Annotated in this window: 22 protein-coding genes and 1 pseudogene; 17 read left to right on the top strand and 6 right to left on the bottom strand. The window is 70.0% G+C overall.

Annotation, left to right across the window (positions count from 1 at the left end):
* Positions 1-21 precede the first annotated feature (21 nt).
* Positions 22-1,377: a serine hydrolase domain-containing protein gene (locus ACW9TB_RS28030; protein WP_472751057.1), complete on the top strand. Its 1,356-nt coding sequence runs from the start codon at positions 22-24 to the stop codon at positions 1,375-1,377.
* Here the strand turns inward: ACW9TB_RS28030 and ACW9TB_RS28025 are convergent.
* Complete coding sequence (locus ACW9TB_RS28025) at positions 1,320-2,216, bottom strand: LysR family transcriptional regulator (RefSeq protein ID WP_472751056.1); 897 nt, start codon at positions 2,214-2,216, stop codon at positions 1,320-1,322. The two genes, ACW9TB_RS28030 and ACW9TB_RS28025, sit on opposite strands and share 58 nt — an antisense overlap.
* Before the next feature lie 77 nt (positions 2,217-2,293).
* On the opposite strand from ACW9TB_RS28025, the gene ACW9TB_RS28020 reads away from it, so the two are divergent.
* Entirely contained in the window at positions 2,294-2,998 is a 705-nt protein-coding gene (locus tag ACW9TB_RS28020; RefSeq protein WP_472751055.1) for a CTP synthase C-terminal region-related (seleno)protein, read from the top strand.
* 211 nt (positions 2,999-3,209) lie between these two features.
* Entirely contained in the window at positions 3,210-4,034 is an 825-nt protein-coding gene (locus tag ACW9TB_RS28015; protein ID WP_472751054.1) for a cytochrome P450, read from the top strand.
* A gap of 105 nt (positions 4,035-4,139) precedes the next feature.
* On the opposite strand, the gene ACW9TB_RS28010 is transcribed toward ACW9TB_RS28015, so the two are convergent.
* The gene (locus tag ACW9TB_RS28010) at positions 4,140-4,808 is read right to left on the bottom strand and encodes a class I SAM-dependent methyltransferase (RefSeq protein ID WP_472751053.1); all 669 of its coding nucleotides are present in this window, start codon (positions 4,806-4,808) and stop codon (positions 4,140-4,142) included.
* Positions 4,809-4,966: 158 nt separating this feature from the next.
* Between ACW9TB_RS28010 and ACW9TB_RS28005 the strand changes: the two genes are divergently transcribed.
* From ACW9TB_RS28005 to ACW9TB_RS27985, 5 genes are all read left to right on the top strand, one after another.
* Positions 4,967-5,563, top strand: coding sequence for a helix-turn-helix domain-containing protein (locus tag ACW9TB_RS28005; protein ID WP_472751052.1), 597 nt, complete (start codon positions 4,967-4,969; stop codon positions 5,561-5,563).
* A 249-nt stretch (positions 5,564-5,812) separates the two neighbouring features.
* Entirely contained in the window at positions 5,813-6,631 is an 819-nt protein-coding gene (locus tag ACW9TB_RS28000) for a helix-turn-helix domain-containing protein (protein ID WP_472751051.1), read from the top strand.
* A 59-nt stretch (positions 6,632-6,690) separates the two neighbouring features.
* On the top strand, positions 6,691-7,128 hold the full coding sequence (locus tag ACW9TB_RS27995; protein WP_472751050.1) for an SRPBCC family protein: 438 nt from the start codon (positions 6,691-6,693) through the stop codon (positions 7,126-7,128).
* Between the two features lie 102 nt (positions 7,129-7,230).
* The gene (locus tag ACW9TB_RS27990) at positions 7,231-7,923 is read left to right on the top strand and encodes a DUF2306 domain-containing protein (RefSeq protein ID WP_472751049.1); all 693 of its coding nucleotides are present in this window, start codon (positions 7,231-7,233) and stop codon (positions 7,921-7,923) included.
* 242 nt (positions 7,924-8,165) lie between these two features.
* Positions 8,166-8,357: a hypothetical protein gene (locus ACW9TB_RS27985; RefSeq protein WP_472751048.1), complete on the top strand. Its 192-nt coding sequence runs from the start codon at positions 8,166-8,168 to the stop codon at positions 8,355-8,357.
* Between the two features lie 136 nt (positions 8,358-8,493).
* Here the strand turns inward: ACW9TB_RS27985 and ACW9TB_RS27980 are convergent, their stop codons facing one another.
* Positions 8,494-9,258 (bottom strand): TetR/AcrR family transcriptional regulator, encoded by a 765-nt coding sequence (locus ACW9TB_RS27980; RefSeq protein ID WP_472751047.1) that lies wholly within the window; start codon positions 9,256-9,258, stop codon positions 8,494-8,496.
* A gap of 86 nt (positions 9,259-9,344) precedes the next feature.
* On the opposite strand from ACW9TB_RS27980, the gene ACW9TB_RS27975 reads away from it, so the two are divergent.
* From ACW9TB_RS27975 to ACW9TB_RS27965, 3 genes are read left to right on the top strand one after another with little or no spacing between them, the layout of a single operon-like run.
* Positions 9,345-10,289: an ATP-binding cassette domain-containing protein gene (locus ACW9TB_RS27975; protein ID WP_472751046.1), complete on the top strand. Its 945-nt coding sequence runs from the start codon at positions 9,345-9,347 to the stop codon at positions 10,287-10,289.
* The gene (locus ACW9TB_RS27970; RefSeq protein ID WP_472751045.1) at positions 10,286-11,095 is read left to right on the top strand and encodes an ABC transporter permease; all 810 of its coding nucleotides are present in this window, start codon (positions 10,286-10,288) and stop codon (positions 11,093-11,095) included. Before ACW9TB_RS27975 ends, ACW9TB_RS27970 begins: the two co-directional genes overlap by 4 nt.
* 40 nt (positions 11,096-11,135) lie before the next feature.
* The gene (locus ACW9TB_RS27965; protein ID WP_472751044.1) at positions 11,136-12,266 is read left to right on the top strand and encodes a serine hydrolase domain-containing protein; all 1,131 of its coding nucleotides are present in this window, start codon (positions 11,136-11,138) and stop codon (positions 12,264-12,266) included.
* A 533-nt stretch (positions 12,267-12,799) separates the two neighbouring features.
* Here the strand turns inward: ACW9TB_RS27965 and ACW9TB_RS27960 are convergent.
* Both ACW9TB_RS27960 and ACW9TB_RS27955 read right to left on the bottom strand, forming a co-directional pair.
* On the bottom strand, positions 12,800-13,945 hold the full coding sequence (locus ACW9TB_RS27960) for a hypothetical protein (RefSeq protein WP_472751043.1): 1,146 nt from the start codon (positions 13,943-13,945) through the stop codon (positions 12,800-12,802).
* A 634-nt stretch (positions 13,946-14,579) separates the two neighbouring features.
* Positions 14,580-14,829 (bottom strand): annotated as a pseudogene (locus ACW9TB_RS27955) (catalase/peroxidase HPI); the annotation flags it as partial.
* Positions 14,830-14,963: 134 nt separating this feature from the next.
* On the opposite strand from ACW9TB_RS27955, the gene ACW9TB_RS27950 reads away from it, so the two are divergent.
* The 6 genes from ACW9TB_RS27950 (at position 14,964) to ACW9TB_RS27925 (ending at position 20,909) form a co-directional block, all read left to right on the top strand.
* Complete coding sequence (locus ACW9TB_RS27950) at positions 14,964-15,806, top strand: helix-turn-helix domain-containing protein (protein ID WP_472751042.1); 843 nt, start codon at positions 14,964-14,966, stop codon at positions 15,804-15,806.
* A 75-nt stretch (positions 15,807-15,881) separates the two neighbouring features.
* On the top strand, positions 15,882-16,499 hold the full coding sequence (locus ACW9TB_RS27945; RefSeq protein WP_472751041.1) for a dihydrofolate reductase family protein: 618 nt from the start codon (positions 15,882-15,884) through the stop codon (positions 16,497-16,499).
* Between the two features lie 258 nt (positions 16,500-16,757).
* Positions 16,758-17,336 (top strand): dihydrofolate reductase family protein, encoded by a 579-nt coding sequence (locus ACW9TB_RS27940; RefSeq protein ID WP_472751040.1) that lies wholly within the window; start codon positions 16,758-16,760, stop codon positions 17,334-17,336.
* Between the two features lie 1,010 nt (positions 17,337-18,346).
* A complete protein-coding gene (locus ACW9TB_RS27935) occupies positions 18,347-19,816 on the top strand; it encodes an MFS transporter (protein ID WP_472751039.1) in 1,470 nt (489 codons plus the stop codon).
* Positions 19,817-20,268: 452 nt separating this feature from the next.
* Entirely contained in the window at positions 20,269-20,643 is a 375-nt protein-coding gene (locus ACW9TB_RS27930) for a hypothetical protein (protein ID WP_472751038.1), read from the top strand.
* Complete coding sequence (locus ACW9TB_RS27925; protein WP_472751037.1) at positions 20,634-20,909, top strand: hypothetical protein; 276 nt, start codon at positions 20,634-20,636, stop codon at positions 20,907-20,909. Before ACW9TB_RS27930 ends, ACW9TB_RS27925 begins: the two co-directional genes overlap by 10 nt.
* 267 nt (positions 20,910-21,176) lie before the next feature.
* Here ACW9TB_RS27925 and ACW9TB_RS27920 read toward each other — a convergent pair whose 3' ends face one another.
* The gene (locus ACW9TB_RS27920; RefSeq protein ID WP_472751036.1) at positions 21,177-21,710 is read right to left on the bottom strand and encodes a VOC family protein; all 534 of its coding nucleotides are present in this window, start codon (positions 21,708-21,710) and stop codon (positions 21,177-21,179) included.
* Positions 21,711-22,169: the final 459 nt, after the last annotated feature.

The raw sequence follows: 22,169 nt of genomic DNA, 5'->3' as shown, positions 1-22,169 counted from the left end.
TGTCGGGTGAGGAGCCATCTGATGTCGCCGGTTCTGGAGAGTACGGCTCGCGCGCTGCTGCGCAGGATCGCGGTCGAGCAGGCCCAGGGGCGCCTGCCGTCGCTGACCGCCGCGGTGGTGCGCGACGGGGAGCTCGCCTGGTTCGGCGCGCGGGGCCGGGTGGAGGGGGCCGTCCCCACCCCCGACACCCAGTACCGCATCGGCTCGATCACCAAGAGCCTGGTCGCCGTCGTGGTGATGCGCCTGCGCGACGAGGGGAAGGTCGACCTGCTCGACCCGATCGCCAAGCACCTGCCCGACCTGCGGGCCGGCGAGATGACCGTCGCCCAGTTGCTGTCGCACACCTCGGGACTGAGCGCCGAGTCCCCGGGCCCGTGGTGGGAGCGTACCGAGGGCGTGCCTGCCTCCGACCTCATTGCCGCGCTCGGGCCCGAGGAGGTCAGGCACCGGCCGGGACGCCGCTTCCACTACTCCAACGTGGGCTTCGCCCTGCTGGGCGAGCTGGTGGCCCGGCACCGCGGCGTGAGCTGGGCGCGGGCCGTGCACGAGGAGATCCTGCTGCCGCTGGGCATGCGCGACACCACCACACGGCCGCGCACGCCGCACGCCACCGGCTACGCCGTGCACCCCTGGGCGGACGTGCTGCTGCCAGAACCCGAGCACGACGCGGTCGCCATGGCCCCGGCCGGGCAGCTGTGGTCCACCCCCGTCGACCTCGCCCGGTGGGCGGCGTTCGTGGCCGGGGACACCGGGGGCGTGCTCTCCCCGGACACCCTGGCGGAGATGCGCGAGCCCGCGATCGTCGACGACGCTGACGCCTGGACCGGCGGGTTCGGCCTGGGCCTGCAGCTGGCCCGCGCGAACGGCCGCCGCCTGGCCGGTCACAGCGGCTCCATGCCGGGCTTCCTGGCCACGGTGTGGGCCGACCCCTCCGACAAGGTCGGCGTGCTGTTCACCGCCAACTCCACCGCGGGCGCCAGCCGCAACCTGCTGACCGACCTGCTGGCGATCCTCGACCAGCACGAGCCGCGCCTGCCCGAGGAGTGGAGGCCCGTCGCCGACACCGCGGGCCTGCTGGAGCTCACCGGCCCGTGGTACTGGGGGCCCAGCGCGTACGCGCTGCGGCTGCTGCCCGAGGGCGGCGTCTCCCTCGACCCGGTCGGCGGCGCGGGACGGGCCTCGCGGTTCACCGCGCGGGCGGACGGGACCTGGCTGGGCCTGGACGGCTACTACGCGGGCGAGATCCTGCGGGTGGTCCGCAGGGCCGACGGCTCCCTCAGCCACCTGGACGTCAACACCTTCGTCTTCACCCGTACCCCCTACGACCCGGAGGCGGAGGTGCCCGGCGGGGTGGACGAGGGCGGCTGGCGCAGCTGAGCGGCGAGCGCGGCGGCCGGGCCCGCGGCCTCGGCGTACAGGACCTCCACCCGGTGCGCCACGCGCGGCGAGCGCAGCGGCACCGGTGTCACCGCGCCCGCCGCCTCCGCCGCCACGGACGCGGGCAGCAGGGCCAGCCCGTGCCCGGCGGCGACCAGGTTCAGCACCGTTCGCACGTCCTCGCCGTCGTAGCCGAACGCGTCGCGAAACCCGCCCCCACCGGCCAGCTCACGCAGCCGCTCCACCGGTACGGCGACCGGCGCCCGCAGCCACAGGGCGTCGGCTAGGTCGGCCAAATCCAGGTCGCGCCGGTGCGAGAGCGGGTGGCCGGAGGGCAGGACCACCACCAGCTCCTCCTCGGCGACCCCGAAGCCCCGCAGCGGTCCCACGTCGGGGAGACGCAGCGGGTCGCTGGGGGCGGCGATCCCGTCGACCAGGCCGAGGTCGGCCGCCCCGGAGGCGACCTCGGCGGCGACGCGGTCGCGGGCGACGGCACGCAGCCCGCATCCCGGCGGCAGGCTCCGTACGATCGCCGGGACGCAGGCCAGCGGGGAGGCGGCCACCGTCAGCCGCCCGGCCGGTCCCGCCGCGGCGCGCAGCACGTCCGCGCGGGCGGCCCGGTGACGCAGCAGCAGCGGCCCGGCGTGTTCCAGCAGGCGTTCCCCCGCCCGGGTGGGCGCCACCGGGCGGCGGTGCAGCAGCGTCAGTCCCAGGTCGGCCTCCAGCGCGGCGATCTGCTGTGAGACCGCCGACTGGGTGTAGCCGAGCTCGACGGCGGCGTCGGAGAAGGACCGCCGGTCGGCGACGGTGACGAACGTACGCAGCAGGTGCGGGTCCACGGTGCATCAGTATCGCTTATCGGCCCAGCACGAATCATCGTTGGCGCTTACCCGGCCGCCGGGTCCAGGATCGGGGCATGACCACCGCAAGGATCGCCCTGGTGGGCGACAAGTCACCGTCTGTCCGGTCCCATGCCCGTATCCCCGTCCTGCTGGAGGCGCTGCGCGAGCGCGACGGGCTGGTGCTGGACGCCTACTGGATCCCCACCGCCGAGGCCGCGGTCCTTGAGGGGTTCGACGGCATCTGGATGGTGCCCGGCAGCCCGTACCGCAGCGAGAGCGGCGCGGTGAACGCCGCCCGCACCGCCCGTGAGCACGCCATCCCGTTCCTGGGCACCTGCGGGGGCTTCCAGCACACCCTCCTGGAGTACGCGCGCAACGTCCTGGGCCTGTCCGTCGCGCACGCCGAGAACGACCCGGGCGCCGAGGATTTCCTGCTGCTGCCGCTGGCGTGCTCGCTGGCGGGCCACGAGGACGCCGTCCGGCTGACGCCGGGATCGCTGGCCGAGAGAATCGTCGGCGCGGAGAGGACCGTGGAGCGATACTCCTGCGCCTTCGGGCTCAACGCCGACTACGTGCCCGCGCTGGAGGCGGGCGGGCTGCGCTTCACCGGCCACGACGAGGCGGGGCTGGTACGGGTCCTGGAACTGCCGGGCCACCCGTTCTTCCTGGCCACCCTCTTCCAGCCGGAACTGGCCGGAGACGGCAGCCGCCCGCACCCGGTCATCGCCGCCTTCGCCGCTGCCTGCGTCACCCACGCCATCTCCCCCGCGCGGGTGTAACCGCTGCCGCGGTTCGTACGGGTGGTTGGGCTCGGATGCTTCGGCGGGCGCCGAAGCATCCGGCGTCTAGCCTTCTGGGGATCGCCGAGCCACGGGGTGCCATACCGCGCGGCCCCCGGCGGAGACCGTGACAGTCCCCCGCCCCCGTGCCTCCGCGCTTCCTCCTTCGCCTTCGTCCGGGGGGAGGAAGGTCTCACCTCAGGGAGAACCGATGACGTCCGAGCCGCTGGTCGTGAGCAGTCCCGCCGAGATACGGGCCGTGCTGGCCGACCCTCGTTTCACCGTCGACCCCGTACCGCGCCCGCCGTTCGCGCTGACCGTGGCGTGGCTGCGCGGAGCGGTCGGCCGCTTCGCCGAGGGGGCCGCGCACGCCGAGCGCCGGGCAGCCGGTGTGGCGGTGCTGGCCGGGCTCGCCCCGGACGCGCTGCGCGCCGAGGCGTTCCGGCTCGCCTCCCGGGGCACCGATCCGGAACTGGTTCCGGTGCTGGTCCTGGCCGTCGCGCTGGGCGTACGGGCCGAGGACGCGGCCGGGGCCGTGGAGGCCGTCGCGGCGATCGCCCCGGCCTATCTACCGGGGAGCGGTCCCGGGTCCGAGCCCGCCGACGCCGACGAAGGGCTGGCGTGGCTCTCGCGCCTGCTGGGCGATCCGGCTCCGGAGCGGCTGGCCGTGGTGGCGGGGCTGCTCGCCCAGGCGTACGCTCCCACGGTCGCCCTGGTCCGCGGCGCTTTGGCCGCCGCATCGGCACGGCCCGCGGCGGGGGCAGGGGCGGGGGCGGGAACGGGGCCGGTGGAGAGCCTGCTGGACCAGACACTGCGCCACGATCCCCCGGTCCGTACGCTGCGCCGCAGGGCGCCCGGCGACGGAAGGACCGTGCTGCTCGACGTCTCGGCGTCCAGCCGGGATCCACGGGAGGCCCGTGGCCCGGACCTCGCGCGTACGGAGTATCTGACATTCGGGGCGGGACCTCGCGCCTGTCCGGGCAGGCAGGTCGCGCTGGCTCTGGCGGCCGGGACGGTCGAGGCGGTGACCCGATGACGTCCACGCGGTTCAGGGCGCCGCACCACGCGCCAGCGAACGGCGTTCGCTCCCCCCGCTGAGCAGGACCGGTGAGCCTGTTGGCGAACCTCCGGGGGCCGGTTCTCACTCATGGGATTCCCTTCGGGAAGGCAGGGGGGATCGGCGCCGGGTGGCGCGTACGACGACGTCGTGGAGGGGGGCCGCCCGGTCTCCGTGGCCGGTGAGCGTGCGGAGGTGCTCTTCGGCGGTGACGATCTCCCACTCCTCGCCGTCCAGGCGCGCGGTGATGGCCTCGGAGGTGGCCGACGCCTCGGCGGGAGGGTGGTGCCCGTGGCCGGTGGAGCCCGGGGTGTGCAGGTGCCCCACGATGAGCAGCGTGCCGCCGGGGGCCACCCATCCGGCGAGGCGGTCGTAGAACTCCAGCTGGGGCATCGCCGGGTGGGCGTAGTGGGTCATGACCAGGTCGAACCGCGCGTCCGGGGTCCAGACGCCCAGATCCGCCTCGACCCACCGCGGGTGTTCGAGGGCCCCGCTCGTCGCCGCGCGCCCGGCGGCGAGGGCGAGGGCCTCGGCGGAGATGTCGGCCGCGGTGACGTGCCAGCCCCGGGAGGCGAGCCAGATCGCCTCGGCACCGCCGCCGCACCCCGCGTCCAGCGCCGTGCCCGGCGTCAGGCCGCCGGTCTCACGGGCGAGGTACGGGTTCGGCGGGTTGCCGCCCATGGATCCGGGGCCTCCGGTTCGTCCCTGTCGCCAGTGCCGCTCCCAGAAGTCCCTGTCGAATTCGTGCGTCACGGCTCGTACTCCTCGTTCGCGATGATCTCTTCGTCGTGGCCGGTGACCTCGTCGCGTTCCCGCGAAGGGGTTCGAGAGGGCGTCTCCCGGTTCGTCCCCATGGTGCCGACGGAGAAGGCGGATGTGCAAACCTTGTTGCCAAATGGCAAAATGGGGGGATGGACGAAGCCATCGACCGCACTCTGGACGCCGTCGGGCCGAGGTTGAAACGCCTGCGGCTGCATCGTGACGTCACGCTCGCCGACCTCGCGGAGGAGACCGGCATCTCCACCAGCACCCTGTCCCGGCTTGAGGCGGGCCTGCGGCGTCCCACGCTCGAACAGCTGCTCCCGCTCGCCCGCGCCCACGGGGTCACCCTCGACGAGCTCGTCGACGCGCCGCCGACCGGTGACCCCCGCGTCAACCTACGGCCCATCCCCTGCGGCGACGGCTCGACCATCCTGCCGCTGACCCGCAGGCCAGGAGGAATCCAGGCGTACAAGTTCGTTCTCCCGGCCGGAAGCGACGACGCCGAGCCCGACCTGCGTACCCACGAGGGGTACGACTGGGTCTACGTCCTCAACGGAACGCTCCGCCTCGTCCTCGGGGAGCACGACCTCACCCTCAGGCCCGGGGAGGCCGCGGAGTTCGACACGCGCACCCCGCACTGGTTCGGAGCCACCGGCGGCGGTCCCGTCGAGTTCCTGAGCCTCATCGGCAAACAGGGCGAACGCGCGCACGTCCGCGCGGCACCGAGACAGGGCCCGGCCGAGTAACCGGTGCACGCGTGAGGCATTACGCGGTGAATACGCCGTCTTGAAGGCCTTTCCGGTTGTCGTGGATGAAAGCAGGACCGCTGACGATCCTGTTCGCGAAGATGGCGAACCGCGGCGGATACCTCTCGCCCTTGGCAGCCCGGATTTTGGAGCCGTGTCAGGCATCTGACCGCTGACTAGACTCGTGGTGTGTTCGATTCGCCTGACTTCGATACATCGTCTTATGCCGATTTCGACACACCGGCGTATGTGCGGCACACGTACAACAGCTGGGACAACGCCGGCTGGCGGTCGCTGCTGGTGCAAAGTTTCGACCACGCGTCCGAGGCCGAGCATCTTCCGCTGCCCGCGGTGTCCGACCTGCACATCGTGCTGTGTGTCGCCGGGAACGCGGACGTCCGGCTGTACGCCGGTGGGAAGCCCGTTGAGCGGCGGTGGGTGCCGGGCCACCTGGAGCTCATGGTTCCCGGTCGCGCCACCTCCTTCACCTATCGGGCGACGTCCAGGTTGCGGACCGTCCAGGTGCACGTTCCCTCGTCGGCCGTCCGGGAGGCCGCCGGGGCGCTGGGCGGTCGTGAGCCCGACTTCGAGGGGCTGTCCGCCGCCCTCCGGGCGGGAGATCCGGTCGTCGAGCAGCTTCTTCGCGCGCTGCCGGGCACCGGCGGCGCCGGTGACCTGTACGCGGAGTCCGCCGCGGCGTTCCTCTCGACGCACGTGCTGACCCTCGGCAGGGACGTGCGCCTGCCCGGTCCCGAGCATGCCGCCGTCCGGGTGAGCGTCGCCATCATGCGGGAGCGCCTGGCGGAATCCCTGACGCTGGCCATGATCGCCGCCGAGGTCCACCTGAGCGTGTACCACTTTGTCCGTGTTTTCCGGCAGGCCACCGGCGAGACACCGCACCGGTACCTCACCCGGTTACGGATCGAGCGGGCGCGGCTGCTCCTGTCCACCAGTTCCCTCAGCATCGAGCAGATCGCCCCGCGGTGCGGATTCGCCAGTCCGGGCGCGTTGTCGTCGGCCTTCCTGCGCCATACGGGTGTCCGCCCCTCGACGTACCGCAAGAACTGATCGATCGACGGCAATCGCCCGCATGTCCAGTGAGGTCGGCGGCTTCTACGTTTAACCGCATGCCGTACTCCTATGGCGTGACCGCGCGCTCGCGGGCCGCCCCCGACGCCGTCTTCGCGGCGCTCACCCATCCGGCCACCTGGCCCCGGTGGACGCCGATCGACTCCGCCGACGCCGAGAGCGGCGATCCCGCGGACCGGCAGGAGGTCGGCGACACCATGATCTTCCGCACCGGCCGCAACGTCGCCCGGGAGCGGATCGTCGAACTGGTCGACGACCGGCGGTTCGTCTACGACAGCCTGAGCGGGCCCTTCCGCTCGTACCGAGGGACCGTCGATCTCGCCCCGGTGCCCGGCGGGGGCACGCACATCACGTGGTCCGCCACCTTCGTCCCAAAGATGCCGCTCTCGGGTGGTTTCTGGCAGTGGTACCTGACCCGCTTCATGCAACGCATGGCTGACGGTCTCGCCGCGTACGCGAACGCCACCGATGGGTGATCGGCACCTCCCCACGGTGGCGGCGAAGCCCGGGGCGCGACGCGTCCCCCGCCGCGACCGGCAGTCGTTCCCCGACCCTCCGAGACAGTGAAGGGACACACCATGTCCACGACGAGAGCACGCTCCATCCGCGGCCGGAAGTGGTGGGCGCTGTGGGGGCTGATGGCGCTGTCCGCGGTCGGCTTCGCCGTCGGGTCGGTACCGCCGTACCTGACCGGAGACGCGGCCGACGCCCCACTGCCGCTCAACCCGGATGTGGCGTCGCACTACCTGTCCCTGATGGTGCACGCCGTCCCGGGCGGCCTCGCCCTGGTCCTCGGGCCGGTGCAGTTCGTCAACCGCCTCCGCGTCCGCCGGCCCGCGTTGCACCGCGTCGTCGGCCGGGTGTACATGATCTCCATCGTGATCGCGTCCATCGCGGCCGTGGTCAACGCCGCGGTCACGATCAGCGGCTTCGCGGTCCAGGTCGCGTTCTTCATCCTCGTGGTGGCGTGGCTGTACACCCTGGCCATGGCTTACCGGAGCATCCGCCGCGGCGAGGTGCAACTGCACCGGATCTGGATGATCCGTAACTACGCTCTGACGTTCGCCGCGGTCACGCTGCGCGTCTACCTGCTCCTCGGCCTGCAGCTGTCCCCCTCGACGGGGTTCGAGGCGATCTACACCTCCGCCGTGTGGGCGTCCATCCTGGGCAACGTCCTCGTGGCCGAGTACTTCATCGTCCAGCGCACGCTGGCCCCCTTGTCCCGTCGCCAGCAGCGCCGGGACACCCCGCTGGTCTCCACACCGGTATGACGTTCGTACGGTCGTGACCGCCGACGGCTCCCAGATCGAAACCGTACGGTTGTGACCGCCGACGGCTCCCAGGTCGAAACCTGGGAGAACAACCGCGTGATCTACTCCACCGCCTGCGACATCACCGACACCGAGGCCACCCGGTCGACCCCGACGACCTAGCCACCATCTCGGCAACCGGACCCCACCCGTCTCGATCTCGAATCACGACAAGGAGACCCGGCGGGCGGCTCCTAGGGCTCTTGGCTTTTCGGGGGGATCGGCCGGAGGCCACGGTCGTCGTCGAGGAGGACGGCGGTCGAATCGATGACAACGAGTACGCGCTCGCGGGCGAGCTCGCCGGGCTGGTCGAGTGGCTCGAAGTGATCGACCCACCCGGTGTGCGGGACCACCTCACCTTGATCGGCAAGGCGCTCATCGAGCGATACGGCTGAGACGGCCCCGACGACCCCTGCCTGGATCCTTCACCGCAACCGCGCAGGCCGGTGAAGGATCCAGGCAGTACGACACGTACAAGGCGATCCGGCCCGCGTACGTCTTTTCGGTGTCGAACGCCCGGCCCGCCCCCGCCTACTCCCCGGGCGGTCCGTCCTGGCGCGTCGACATCTGGGGCCCGGCCGTTGACGGGAGGGCCGCGGCGATGCAGTCGAGGACGCGCTCCAGCCCGTACCGGAACCGCTCGTCCTGGCTCAGGTGCGACTGGCGCGTCTCCGTCACGATCTTGGTGAAGATCGGGTACTCGCCGCTCTCCAGCAGTTGCCGGACGCGCGGGTAGCTGCGCGCCATCAATTCCGTCTCGGTGATCCCGCTGCGGCGGACCTCCTCGGCCCAGGTGACCTCGTCGCGGGCGGCGCCCTCGACGTAGCCGTTCAGGATGGCCATCAGGCCGAGGTTCTCGTCGATGGAGACGTGGGCGTCGAGCGCGCTCATCACCTGTTCGATCAGGCGCAGCTGGTTGGGGCCGTAACCGGTGCGTGCGCGATGCACGGTGGCGATCCACGGGTGGCGCAGCCACATCGCCCGCATCCCGTCGGCGTAGCGGGTCAGGTCCGCGCGCCAGTCGCCGGAGGGCAGTCCCTCAAGGTCGACCTCGCCCATCAGGTGGTCGGCTATGAGGTCGACGAGGTCGTCGCGACTGGGGACGTAGCGGTAGAGGGACATCGCGCCGGCGCCGATCTCGGCGGCGATCCGCCGCATGGTGGCGGCCTCCAGCCCCTCGGCGTCGGCGATCCTGACCGCCGCCTCGGTGATCTGCGCCCGGCTGTAGGCCGGTTTCGGCCCGCGGGCCGGACGCTCGGGCCGCATCCAGATGTTCACGTACTCGGCGTCGGTCACCGCCCCACCCCCCTTGTTGCGTACATGGTACCCAGTAATCTAGTGTGGCCGCCACAACCGCGTACAAGGTACCCAATGGAGGGGTTGTGGGGGATCCGATCGTGGTCGCCGAGGGGCTGTGCAAGTCCTTCGGCGACACCCGTGCGCTGCGGGGCCTGGACCTGAGCGTCCCGGCGGGAACGGTCTGCGGCGTGCTGGGGCCGAACGGCGCGGGGAAGACGACGGCGGTGCGCATCCTGGCGACCCTGTCCGCCCCCGACGCCGGTCACGCCCGCATCGCCGGATACGACGTCGTCCGCGAGGCCGGTGAGGTGCGGGCCAGGATCGGGCTCGCGGGCCAGTACGCCGCCGTGGACGACAAGCTCACCGGCCGAGGCAACCTGCGGATGTTCGGGCGCCTCTCCCACCTGTCCCGGCGCGAGGCGCACCGGCGGGCCGACGAGCTGCTCGAACGCTTCGGCCTGGCCGACGCCGGTGACCGCCAGGTCGCCGGTTACTCCGGCGGCATGCGGCGCCGCCTCGACCTGATCGCCAGCCTCATCCTGCGTCCCGAGGTGCTCTTCCTGGACGAGCCGACCACCGGCCTCGACCCGCGCGGGCGCGGCGAGATCTGGGACAGCGTCCGCGAGCTGGTGGCGGACGGCACCACGGTGCTGCTCACCACGCAGTACCTGGACGAGGCCGACCAGCTGGCCGACGACATCGCCGTCGTCGACCACGGGCGGGTGATCGCCGCGGGCACACCCGACGAACTGAAGGCCACCATCGGGGACCGCCTCGACGTCGTCGTCGAAGACCCCGCCGCGCTGCCCCCGGCGGCGACCGTGCTGACCGCCCTGGCCGGGACCGATCCGACGACGACGGGCGCCGACCGGCTCAGCGTCGCCCTGCCCGGTGGCGGCTTCCGGCTCGCCGACATCGTGCGCGAACTCGACCGCGCCGGAGTCGCCGCGGTCGACGTGAGCCTGCGCCGCCCCACCCTCGACGAGGTGTTCCTGCGCCTCACCGACCGTAAGGAGACCGTCCGATGACCGCCCTCGCCTCGCGCCTGCGCTGGACGTTCACCGACGGGCTGACCCTGGTCGGCCGCGAGCTGGGACGGCTGCGCCAGGAACCGGGCGAGCTCGTCGGTGCGCTGATCTTCCCGGCCGTCATGGTGGTGCTGTTCGGGTACGTCTTCGGCAGCGCGATCCAGGTGCCGGGCGGCGGCGACTACCGCGAGTACCTCATGCCCGGCCTGTTCTCGATGGTGACCTTCTCGGCGGTGATGGGGGTCATGACGCGGATGGCCTCCGACGCCTCCCTCGGGGTGATGGACCGGTTCCGCTCCATGCCGATGGCGCGGCTGGCGGTGCCGTTCGGCCAGACCGGCGCCGACTCCCTGGTCGGCCTGCCGCTGCTGGCCATCATGGTGGGGGCGGGCCTGCTGGTGGGCTGGCAGCCGCACCGCGGCCTGGTCCCCACCGCCGGGGCGTTCCTGCTGCTGATCGTGATGCGGTACGCGCTGAGCTGGGTGGGCGTCTACGTGGGCCTGAAGGTGAGGAACGAACAGGTCGCCAACGTGCTGGTGCCGCTGTTCCTGCCGTTCACGATGCTGTCCAACTCGTTCGTCCCGACCGGCGGCATGCCCGGATGGCTGCGGTTCCTGGCCGACTGGAACCCGGTGAGCGCGCTCACCGCCGCCTCCCGGGAGCTGTTCGGCAACCCGGGGACACCGTCCGGGGACGTGGCCTGGCCGCTCGCGCATCCGGTGGCCGCCGTCCTGCTCTGGTCGGCCGCGCTGCTGGTGGTGTTCGTCCCGCTGTCGGTCCGCGCCCACACGCGCAAAGGACGCTGAACGCCCGAATATCGCTCGTTCTCCTCAGAAAGGCATCTCAATGAAACACGACATCCACGAAGAAGTGCAGCGGATCCTGGACCGGGCCGTGGCCGAGGACGGCGTTCCCGGCATCGTCGCCGAGGTTCACGACGCCGACGGGACGTGGTTCGGCAGCGCGGGAGCGGCCGACCTCACCACCGGAGACCGCCGCCAGCCCCGGGAGTACCTGCACATCGGCAGCTCCGGCAAGGCCTTCACCGCCGCCACGGTCCTGGCCCTGGCGGCCGAGGGCAGGCTGAGCCTCGACGACCCGGTGAACACGTGGCTGCCCGGCGTCGTGGACGCGGGCGGCTACGACGGCGACAAGATCACCATCCGGCACCTGCTCAACCACACCGGCGGCCTGTTCCTCACCGGCCTCGCACCCGAGCTGCAGCGCAGCATCGCCACCCAGCCGGCCCGCGTCTGGACCACCTCCGAACTGCTGGACCTCGCGGTGTCCCAGCCACCGGTCGGCGAGCCGGGCGAGCACTTCGCCTACGCCAACGGCGGCTACTACCTGGCCGGCGCGATCATCGAGAAGGTCACCGGCAACAGCTACGCCGAGGAGGTCGAACGCACGGTCATCCGGCCGCTCGGCCTGACCCGCACCTACGTACGGCCCGCCACCGACACCGGGTACCCGACCCCGCACCCCAAGGCGTACGTCGCCGACATCCTCAAAGACGGCGTCGACCCGGCCTCGCTCACCCCGGAGGACTACGCCGCGCTGCTTGAGAACTCCGACCTGCCGCCCATCGACATCACCGAGCTCAACACCTCATGGGGGTGGGCGGCCGGAGGTGTCGTCTCCACCACCGAGGACCTGGGCCGCTTCCTCAGGGCGATCACGACCGGCACCCTGCTGCCAGCGGCCCAGCACCACGAGATGTGGACCATGGTCACCAACGACAGCGTCGTCTGGCTGCCGCACGCCCGCTATGGCCTCGGCGTGATCGAGTTCGACAGCGCGGGAATGAACGGCCTGACCGTACGCGGCGTGAGCGGCACCCTCCCGGGATCCTTCACCCTCGCACTGAGCACCGACGACGGCCCGAGAAGCGTCGTCATCCACACCAACATCGAGCCGAAGAACCTGGACATCCCCATCAGAATCATCAAGGCGATGTACGGCGTCACTCTCAGCTGACCGTACGGCCGGAGGAGCCGGAGTCAGGATCATCAAAGCGATGTACGGCGTCGCCCTCGGCTGCCCGTACGGCTGGAGAAGTCGGATATTCCAGCTATTTCGGCTGTTCCGGCGCGCGTGCCGAGTCGACGCCGAGCTGCCCGGCGGCAAACTCCAGCACCTCCCCCGGCATACCCGCCCCTCGGCCGCCCAGAGGTAGCGATCCCGGCGGCTGCCCGTTCGTGCATGACGGTTCTCATCCATCCCGTGCCCGGCTTCGGCGAGGACCGGAAGCCCCGTCCACGCGGAGCCGGGCCCCATTTTGTTCGCCGGTGTCGGCGAGAAGCCCTCGTCCGGCCCGGACGAGGGCTTCCCGCGCGTCGGCTTCGCGTACCCGGGCCGATCGATGGGGCCTGGTGAAACCCGGTGAAGCCTGATGAAGCCCAGTGAGGCCCGATCAGGCCTGATGAAACCCAGCGAGGCCCGATGAAGCCCAGTGAGGGCTTGGTAAGGCCTGATGAAACCCGGTGGAACCCGGCGAGGCCCGGTCAGGCTCAGCCGGGCTCGGCCCGTAGTTCCGCGGTGATCGCGCGTTCCCTGAGCTGGGCGGACTCGGCGCGCAGTGCCTCCATCTGGTCACGTAGATCCGACAGGCGCATCTGTTCCATGGCCAGCCGCATGCGTGCCTCGTCACGTTCGGCGACCGCCTCGGCCGCCTTGGCCGCCGCGCGCTCCCCCGCCTCGGCGATCTTCTCGGCGGCCCGTTCCTCGGCCTTGGCCACCCGGCGAGCCGTCCGCCTCTCCAGCTCGGCCGCCTGCTTGTCCACTCGTTCCGCCCGCGTACGCGCCTCGGCCGCCGCGGCCAGGGCCTGGGCGTGTGCGGCCGCCTCGGTGTCGGCGCGCGCCAGCGCCCGGTCCCGCTCGGCGTCGGCGGCGTCGGCGCGCGCCGACGCCGCCGACGCGGCACGCTCGGCCTTCCCTCTGGCCTCCTGCGCGTTCCTGGTCTCCTCCAGCGCCCGGTCCCGCTCGGCGCGCGCCTGCTCGGCCTGCTCCTGGTCGTGGACGGCCCGCGCCCCGGCCCGGCGCGCCTCGGCCTCGGCGGCCTCCACCCGCTCAGCCATCTCCCGCAGCGCCGCGTCCCGGGCCGCCTCGGCCCGCTGGGCCCTGCGGGTGGCCTCCTGCTCGGCCTGCCTGGCCCGGCGTTCGGTACTGGCCGCCTCGTGCAGCGCGGCCAGCGCCTGCTCCCTGGCGGTCTCCGCGTCGGCCAGCGCGGTGTCGCGTTCGGCGCCCGCCTCCTCCACGCGGCGCGTCATCGCGTCCCGCTCGCGCCGGGCGTGCTCGGAGGCCTCCCGCGCCAGGCGTACCTGCTCGAAGGCCTGTTCGCGTTCGGTGCGCGCGATCGCCACCCGGGTGTGCGCCTCGGCTTGCACCGCGCTCACCTTGGCCTCCACCCCCGCCGGGCTCAGCTCCTGCGCCAGCACCTGCGCCAGCGGCTCGATCGCCGCGACCATCCCCTTCTCCATGCGCTCGTAGAACTCCTCGGCTCTGGCCAGCGCCCCCTCAAGCCCCGGCGTCGCCCGCCGCATCTCGCGCTCGCGCTTGGCCACCGCCTGGCAGTCTCCCTGCGCGCAGTACGCTCTCGGCCGCCCTCGCCCGGCCCGCTGCTCGATCGGCGTCCCACAGTGTTTGCACGGCGTCATCGCACCCGGCTCCTGCATGGCAGGAGCCTAGCATCCCTGATTTTCCAGAAATTAAAAATCAAGAAACAAGATCTGTTGCGTCCAGCCCCGGCCAAAGTAACTACCGGGAATGGAAATTCCCGCAAGTTACTGCCCGAGCCGGAGGTGTCCCGTTGTGAAGCGGTGTGAAGCGCAGAGCCGATGTCAGCGGAAACGCAGGTCTATGACAGTGAGTTATGCGGCTCACAGGGTTGACCTGCGGCTTTCGGGTCTCAACGGTTGGCGGCGTGCAGTCTGCACCGCGCAGCTTTATGACAGTGACCATTTTCGTGACCAGAGGTGATGTCTTCCCACCTGCTTCGATGCTCGACACCCGCACCCCTTGAGCGGAGGCAGGGCGCAGTTCCGAGAGAGGCGTTCTCCGGTGCGACGACGGCCGCTGCCGCAAGGGCGTGAGCGCCTCAGGGCCGCTCAGAGAAGTCCTTAGGAGGCGGCAGAGCGTTCCCCGCGTTCAGCGGTGAGGTGCGTCCTTGAGCCCGCACCAACGGGTAATGAGCGAATCGATGCAGGTCACAAGCATGTTCTGATCGGCTTGATCGGTGATGGCCTAGTGCGGCGTCCGGTTTTGTGCAGGTTACAGGCCGACGTTTCGCATGGCGTTGTCCCGCCAGCGGTCGACGGCGCGGATGTAGCGCAGCACGATCAGGTCGGCAAGGTCGGCAAGCGAGATCTTCGCGCCACCGGCCTCGTTGAACTCACGCTGGATGCCCTCAAGGGTGTCCAGGACCGTCGCGAGCTGCTCGGGCTGGTTGACCTCCCAGCTGCGCTGCGGCTCCAGGCGGATTGGCACCGCCGCGCTTGTCGGTGGAGCGGAAACTCGCGGCGGAGGCCCAGGCAGTGGCCACTGAGCGTCGTAGTTGCCGGTGTGAGCCCGCCGGACGGCAGCCGGGGCCCCTACCCAGGTACGAATTTCACCCGCGCCTCCGGTCGTTGATGCCTGCGGCGGGTGCGAATCGCCTGATCGGCGATACTGGGGTCCATGGAGTATGTCGGCCGGGTGCCCGCCCCGCCGCTCGACCGGTTCATAGACGACATCTACTGCCTGACCGGGGTGCCCGGTCACCGTCGGATGGTTGTCCCGCCGATGCCGTCGACGCACCTGGTCATCAACCTGGGCGAACCTGCCCGCCTGTGGGATTCCGACCCTTCGGTGCCTCCGGAAGTGGTGTCGGACGGGTGGTTCGTGGGTCTGTGGACCAGGCGTTTCCTTTATGAGTACCCCACGCGGGTAAGGCTCGTCGGGGTGCACTTCAAGCCTTGGGGGATGGCGGCGTTTGTCGACATGCCGGCGACCGATCTGCGGGACCGGTGGGTGCCCGTCGACGCCGTGTGGCAAGGGTCCGTGGACCGGATCCGCAACAGGGTCGGCGAGGCCACGTCCGCCGCCGAGACGCTGCGGATCCTGGAGGAGGAGCTGCGCTCGCGCCTGGTCGAGGCGCCGTCGCGCGGGCTCGACCTGGTCCAGCACGTCGGCGGGTGGCTGGAAACCTCCCATGGTGCGATCCCTGTCGGTGCGCTGAGCGACGCCGCCGGAGTCAGCAGCACCACCCTGGCCACGCAGTTCAAGGCGCACGTCGGGGTCACTCCGAAGAGGGTGGCTCGGATGTACCGCTTCACGCAGCTGATCAGGTCCGTGGACGCCCTGCGCCCGGTCGACTGGTCGGAGCTCGCTCTCATGGCGGGCTACTTCGACCAGGCCCACTTCAGCAAGGAGTTCAAGGACTTCACCGGCCACACCCCGACGGAGTACCTGGCGCTGAGACGCCGGATGCCGGCCGAGCGGGAGTTCCCGCCGGACGACGGTCCGATGCCTGCTTCTTGATTTTCTACAAGCACAGCCCTTCCCGAGGCCAGCACAATCGGAGGTGACCATTCCAGAAGACTTAAGGAGACCCCCATGGGCGTAGTGATCATGCACAACGTGGTGTCGGTGGACGGCTTCATTGCCGACAAGAACGACGGAGTCGGGCCGCTCCACGACTGGTACTTCAGTGGGGACACCCAGCTCACGAAAACCGGTGCGGGGGGCGGGGACTACGACCACTCCCAGGGTGGAGGCGGCTTCAAGCTCTCGCGTGTTTCGGCGGCGTACGTCCAGCCGATGTGGGACTCGATCGGCGTGATCGTGATGGGCCGCCACCAGTTCGACCTGGTGAACGGCTGGGAGGGCCGGCAGCCCGCGGGCGACCACGTGGTCGTGGTATCCCACCGGCCCAAGCCCGAGGGCTGGCACCCCGGGGCTCCGTACCACTTCGTCGATGGCGTGAAGGCCGCGATCGAGAAGGCCCAGGAGCTCGCCGGCGACCGGGTCGTCGCCGTGAGCGCCGGCGAAGTAGGCGGCCAGATCCTCGCCGCCGACCTCGTGGACGAGGTGGCGATGGACGTGGTGCCGGTGGTGTTCGGGTCGGGCAAGCGCTTTTTCGGTAGCTTCGACGGGCAGCAGCTGCTGGAAGATCCCCACGTGGTCATCCAGGGCAACCGGGTGCTGCACCTGAGGTTCAAGGTGCGCCGCTAGTGAAGCCGCCCGCAATCTGGTGGGTCCGGATGCTAATGCCCGGCCCGCAGCGTGTGGCGTCACACCGGACGATCTTGTCGGCGCCGTCGTCGAGCACCGCGGCACGTACGAACTGGACAGGGGCGTCCTTGACGACGTGACATGGCATTTTCGGGCGGTTTGTTCATGTGGTCGCCGTCCTAGCTGTCCGCGCAGCATGGACGGCGGCAATGAACCCTTCCCATGTGCTGGCGATCAATCGCACTTCAGGAGGGCATCATGACGGCTGCCTACACCTTCGATGTCTTTTCCAGCCTCGACGGCTACGGCTCCGCCGACGGCAGCTGGACCGGCTACTGGGGCAAGCAAGGACCCGAACTGCTCGACCACCGCCTCGCCCTGTACGGCGAGGAGCGGCAGATGGTCTTCGGCGCCAACATGTATCAGGCGTTCGCGCGAATGCTGGCCGAGAGCACCGAGGAGTCCGACGTGCGTGACGCGTGGGTCACGTGGATGAGGAGCCTGCCAGCAACGGTGGTGTCGACCACTCTGGAAGAATCCCTCGACCGGCCGAATGCGAACGTCGTGAACGGCGATGCCGTCGACGTCGTCGCCCGGCTCAAAGAGGACTCGCAGGTACCGTTGCGCTCACATGGCAGCCTGTCGACGAACCGGGCGTTGATGGCCGCCGGTCTGGTCGACCGCGTCCAGGTGACGCTCTTCCCCGTGATCACCGGTCAGACCGGGCTGCAACCGATCTTCCGGGGTGCCCCCGACTTCGACCTCGAACTGATTGAGCGCCGGACGCTCGACGGTCACATCCAAGAGCTCATCCATCGGCCCACCCTGCGTGCCTGAGTCCGTCCGGGACCCCCGTCAATCAAGCAGCCGAACCTGCCGCGGTCTGGTGACACCAAACCTGGAGCGTGCGCAATCGACCCGGCGACACCAACACGGGGATCTCAGGCCACGGCTACGGCGCCGTCTTGCCGGTCACGGGATCAGCCCTCGTAGCTGCTCGGGCGGCGGTGTCCGCCGAGGTGCGGGGACGGGGCATGGCAGCGGCCGGTCCCAGGTCGAGGCGCTTGTCCATGTCGAGGCGGAACGTGCCGTACGGATTGACGTTGGACCAGAACAACGCGGTCAGGCCGCGCCGGTCCTCACGTTCTCAAACAGGCGTGGAAGTCGATCTGGTCGAACAACCCCGGAACGCCTGAAGAAGACGGACCGAAGTCGTCCGAACACACGGGGCATAGTCCCATGTCAGAGCTGGTCAAGGTCATCGATTACGATCGACACTTTGACCTCCCCCAGATCCAGGCCAACCCACGTGACCTGCATGAACAGTCTCTGCACAAGATCTCTGGGTCTTGATCTTTGCCGGGAATGGGTCGATTGCTGGAGCGTGAGAAGGTGGTCGGACTGCCCTCGGTGCCTGCGGTGGGGTTGACGGCGGCGCGTTCGAGGACGCGGTAGACGATGGCGCGTCCGGCGGAGAACACTTCCATCAGTTCGGCGATGGTAAAGGTGCCGGTGGCGTGCATCCAGCGGGTCTTCATCTGCGCGGAGCCATCTTGTGGACCCGAAGCCTTCAACTCACCTGAAGATCCGAAGCCCGTACAGGTCCTAGGTCCAAGGTCCCGGGCCATGCCGACCGGACGTCCGATGCCGTGGACCACGGCGAGCGGCACAGTCGTACCGAAGACAGCGCAGAGCACGCAGGGAGGGGAGGGGTGATGACCGGACCGGACGGACCGAGCCCGGGCGCCGCCCATCCCAGCGCCCTCAAGGGGTGTGCCAACAAATGTCCGCCGGTCCCGGTGCAGCCATGACAGCCACCGAACCACACACGGATGAAAGACACACCCATGCCCAAAACTCAGCCCCCGGCCCGCGGCCGACGGCCGGGATGGAGCCTCGCGCTGCTCGCGCTCGGGCACCTGATCATCAGCCTCGACTTCACCATCATCTACGTGGCCCTACCCGACATCGCCGCCGATATCGGCTTCACCCCGCACACCCTGCAATGGGTGATCACCACGTACGCCGTCCTCTACGGAGGCTTCCTGCTGTTCGGCGGCCGACTGTCCGACCTGATGGGACGTCGGCGGATGTTCGTACTCGGCATGACCCTGTACGGCGTGGCCTCCGTGCTGGGCGGCCTGGCCACGACGCCGGCGGTGCTGCTCGCCGCACGCGCCTTGCAGGGCCTCGCCGGCGCGGTGCTGTTCCCCGCGGTGCTGGCCCTGGTCAACACCGCCTTCGCCGAGGGCAGGGAACGCAACCGCGCGCTGACGGTCTGGGCCATGGCGGGCGCCGGCGGGCTCACAGCGGGCTCACTGGCCGGCGGGGTGCTCACCCAGACCCTGGGCTGGCAGGCCGTGTTCTACGTCAACGTCCCGCTGGCCGCCGCGGGTGCCTTCGCCGCCTTCGCCCTGCTGCCCCCCGACGGCCGCGTCACCAGAGGGAGCGTCGACGTGCCCGGCACCCTGACCGGCACCGCGGGCATCACACTGTTGATCTTCGCGGTCGCGCACGGCTCCGAGGTCGGCTGGGCGCGGGCCGAGGTGATGGCCGCGGCCGCTCTCACGGCGGTCCTGCTGGCCACGTTCCTGCGCGTCCAGGCCCGCGGTCGGACGCCGCTGATGCCGCTGCGGCTGTTTCGCAACCGCGCGCTCAGCGGAGCGGTCGTGATCATCCTCGTCTTCGGGCTGACGATGCAGGCCGTACCGTACTTCCTGACCCTGTACTTCCAGGACATCCTTGGCTTCAGCGCCCTGGAGACCGGGCTGGCGTTCCTTGGCCCGACCCTGTCGATCACGGCCGGCAACTTCCTCAGTGAGCGGCTGATCCACCGCTTCGGCACCCGGAACACGTTGATCACCGGCATCGTCGTCAATGCCGTGGGCGCTGCGCTCCTGGCCCCCGGCATGCACGCGGACGGATCCGTCCTCACCGTCCTGGCCGGGGTCGTCGTCATCGGCCTGGGCATGGGTATCACCTACGAGGCCATGTGGATCGCCGCCGGCACCGGCGTCTCGGCGGACGAACAGGGCCTGGCCTCCGGGGTGGCCTCCACCGCGCTGCAGGTGGGAACCGCCGCGGGTCTGGCGGTTCTCGTGGCTGTCGCCAACCACGACATCGAAGGGCTGTCCGGGCAGGCCCTGCGCGCCGCCTCCGCCGAGGGAATGCGCGCCGCCGTCTACGTCCTGGGCGCCGTCATGCTGACGGCTGTGCTGGCCGCCCTCAGGCTCCCCGGTCCGCGTGCCCGGGTCGCCGCAGCCGCGTCCCAGCCCGTCCCCGATCCGGACGCCGCCGACCTGCGCCCCACCGGCTGACAACGTCCGCGGCTCCGGCGGACCACGCGCCGCCGCCCGTTGTTCACGGCCCGCAGGGGCACTCCGCCCAGCGCGGGGCGGGGCGACGGGTGCAGCCGGGGCGGTGGCGCGTGGCCCGCCGGGAGCACTCTTCCTCCCGCCTCGGCTCGCCTCCGCTATCGGCTGGCCGGTTGTCGGTCGCGGGCCGAGAAGGGACGGCAGGAGGAGCGCCTATCTGGTTCGAGATGGGGCGTGCCCTTCCCGTGAGCGATTCCGATGGCTCACATGAGTGCGTTGACGGCTGGGTTTTGAAACGTGCAGCGTTTGAACCGATTGGTGGCCCTGTTCGTTGAGAGGGTATGTCGAGCAACAGACGGTGGATGAGCAGAGCGTGGACAACGGCGATGGTGCCGATGGTGCTTGCGGTAGGTGCGGTGGGGTGTGGGTCGCCGGGTTCTGCCACAGCCGGGCCGGTGGGTGCGCAGAAAAGGCTGGAAGCGGGGTTGGTGCGCGCGGAGGAGCCGGAGAGGAAACTGAAGGCTCGATCTGTGAACCGGGCGAGGCTAGAGCAGGGGCCACGGAACCCGAAGGTCAAGGTGGCCTACGCGTACGATCTGCTCAGCCACTGCGGCATCCAATATGCGAAGTTCGGCGGTCGGTGGTGGAGCATCAGCGCAATCCTCACCGATATCAGGTCACGTGTCGAAGGCTCGGGCAAGCCCGGCTTCAGCTACACGGCTGGCTATATGACGCTGTTCTCCAAGAACATGGCGGTGTTCGAATCCGACGTGTTCCCTCCTCTCCAGTTCGCTCCCGCGTCGAGCAAGGATGTGCCCTCGTGCGACTGACGACCCATCCCCGTGTTGAGCTGGACCCGCAGGCGCTCCGTCGCGCCATCGACCAGACGGGCGAGATCGCCCCGGTCGTAAAGCATCCGCCGGCGCTCAGCGACTTCGTACGCCGTGATGGCAGCTTTGATATCACCGGCCTTGGCCATGACCGTGGCATTCTCACCGTTGACCTTGATGGCCATATCGCCCGCGATGACCCGGCGATACGCGGTCACGACTGGCGCCACTCGGCAGTCAGATCAGCACGGGTTTCCACCCGATAGGCGATCAGCCGCAGCTTGGTCACCGCCGGTCCGGTTCCAGCCGCAGGAGTACCGAGCCAAGGAATGGTCATCTCTGCACCTCGGCATCTGACGCTGCGGCTGTCGCGCGATGACGGTAACTAGTCTCGATCCGATGCGCGGCCCGGTCGGGATCGGTCTCCGAGGCGTAGACGGCACGCCGACGCTTCTAGTTCCACCCGGCGTACCACCAGAACCGCATCCCGTCGCACCACACCACCAGATCCGACCCCGAGGGCCACCAGCGCGCTAGCTGGTCGTCCTGATGGGCGCGCTGCTGCGTCCCACGTGTCGACCGCTGAGTTCGGCGTCGAGCGTCTCTTGAGCCACACGCATGGCCTCGGCGTATACCGGATCCTGGAGTCGCTTCCACATCTCATCCTCGGAGACGTCTTCAACGCTGCTGACCACCCACCAGATGTTGCCGAAGGGGTCCTTGACGCGTCCTCCCCGCTGTCCGAAGGCGTTGTCCGCCAGAGGGGTGACGACATGGCCGCCGGCCGTAATGGCTTGTGAGAACGTCTGATCTGCGTCCGCGACGAACACGCGCAGCAGGCTCGGATTGTGAGGCCAGTCTGCGTGTCGGTCGAAGGCCAACACGACCGTGTCGCCGATCCGGATCTCACCATGACCGATCAAGCCGTCCTCGGTAGCCACCCGCCCGAGTTCTTCGCCACCGAACGCCTGGGTAACGAAGTCGAGGAAGGCTCCCGTGTCGTCGGTGACGACCCAGGGTGCGACGGTGGTGTAGCCCTCGGGCGCGGCGTTGGTCTGCTTGGGCATCGCTGTCCTTTCGCTGGTACTGCTTGTCAGCAAGGAAAATAGACGCGCAACAGGCCAGTTTCCGTCCTAAATTGTCGATTGGGGTGCAGGGGCCGAGGAACATTGGAGCCGGATCGTGCGACTCCACTCGATCGTTATCGGGGATTGTCCAGCGAACTAGCTGGTCAGCCGTTTGAAGTGGGCTGGACCAGGTTTTTCCCGGTCCGGCCCACGACGTGAAAGGCTGTCCTGGTCAGGGCGCAGCCGGCTCGGTGAGCCGGGCTTCCAGGTCGGCGATCATCTCGGTGAGCAGGCTGGTGTTGTGGTGCCTGACCACCTGGGGGCCGATCTTGTCGATGCGATCGTTGGGGCCTTTGTCCTCTTCTTGCAGGTCAGAGAGATGATCTCGTCCGGGTGTTCAGCCGTTTCGGCCGAAACGGCTTTCATCGCGGGACAACTCCGGAAGGAGCTGGGCCAGGT

This window comes from Streptosporangium sp. H13245 (genome assembly GCF_055690525.1).
This window is presented reverse-complemented; position numbering and strand designations above follow the sequence as displayed.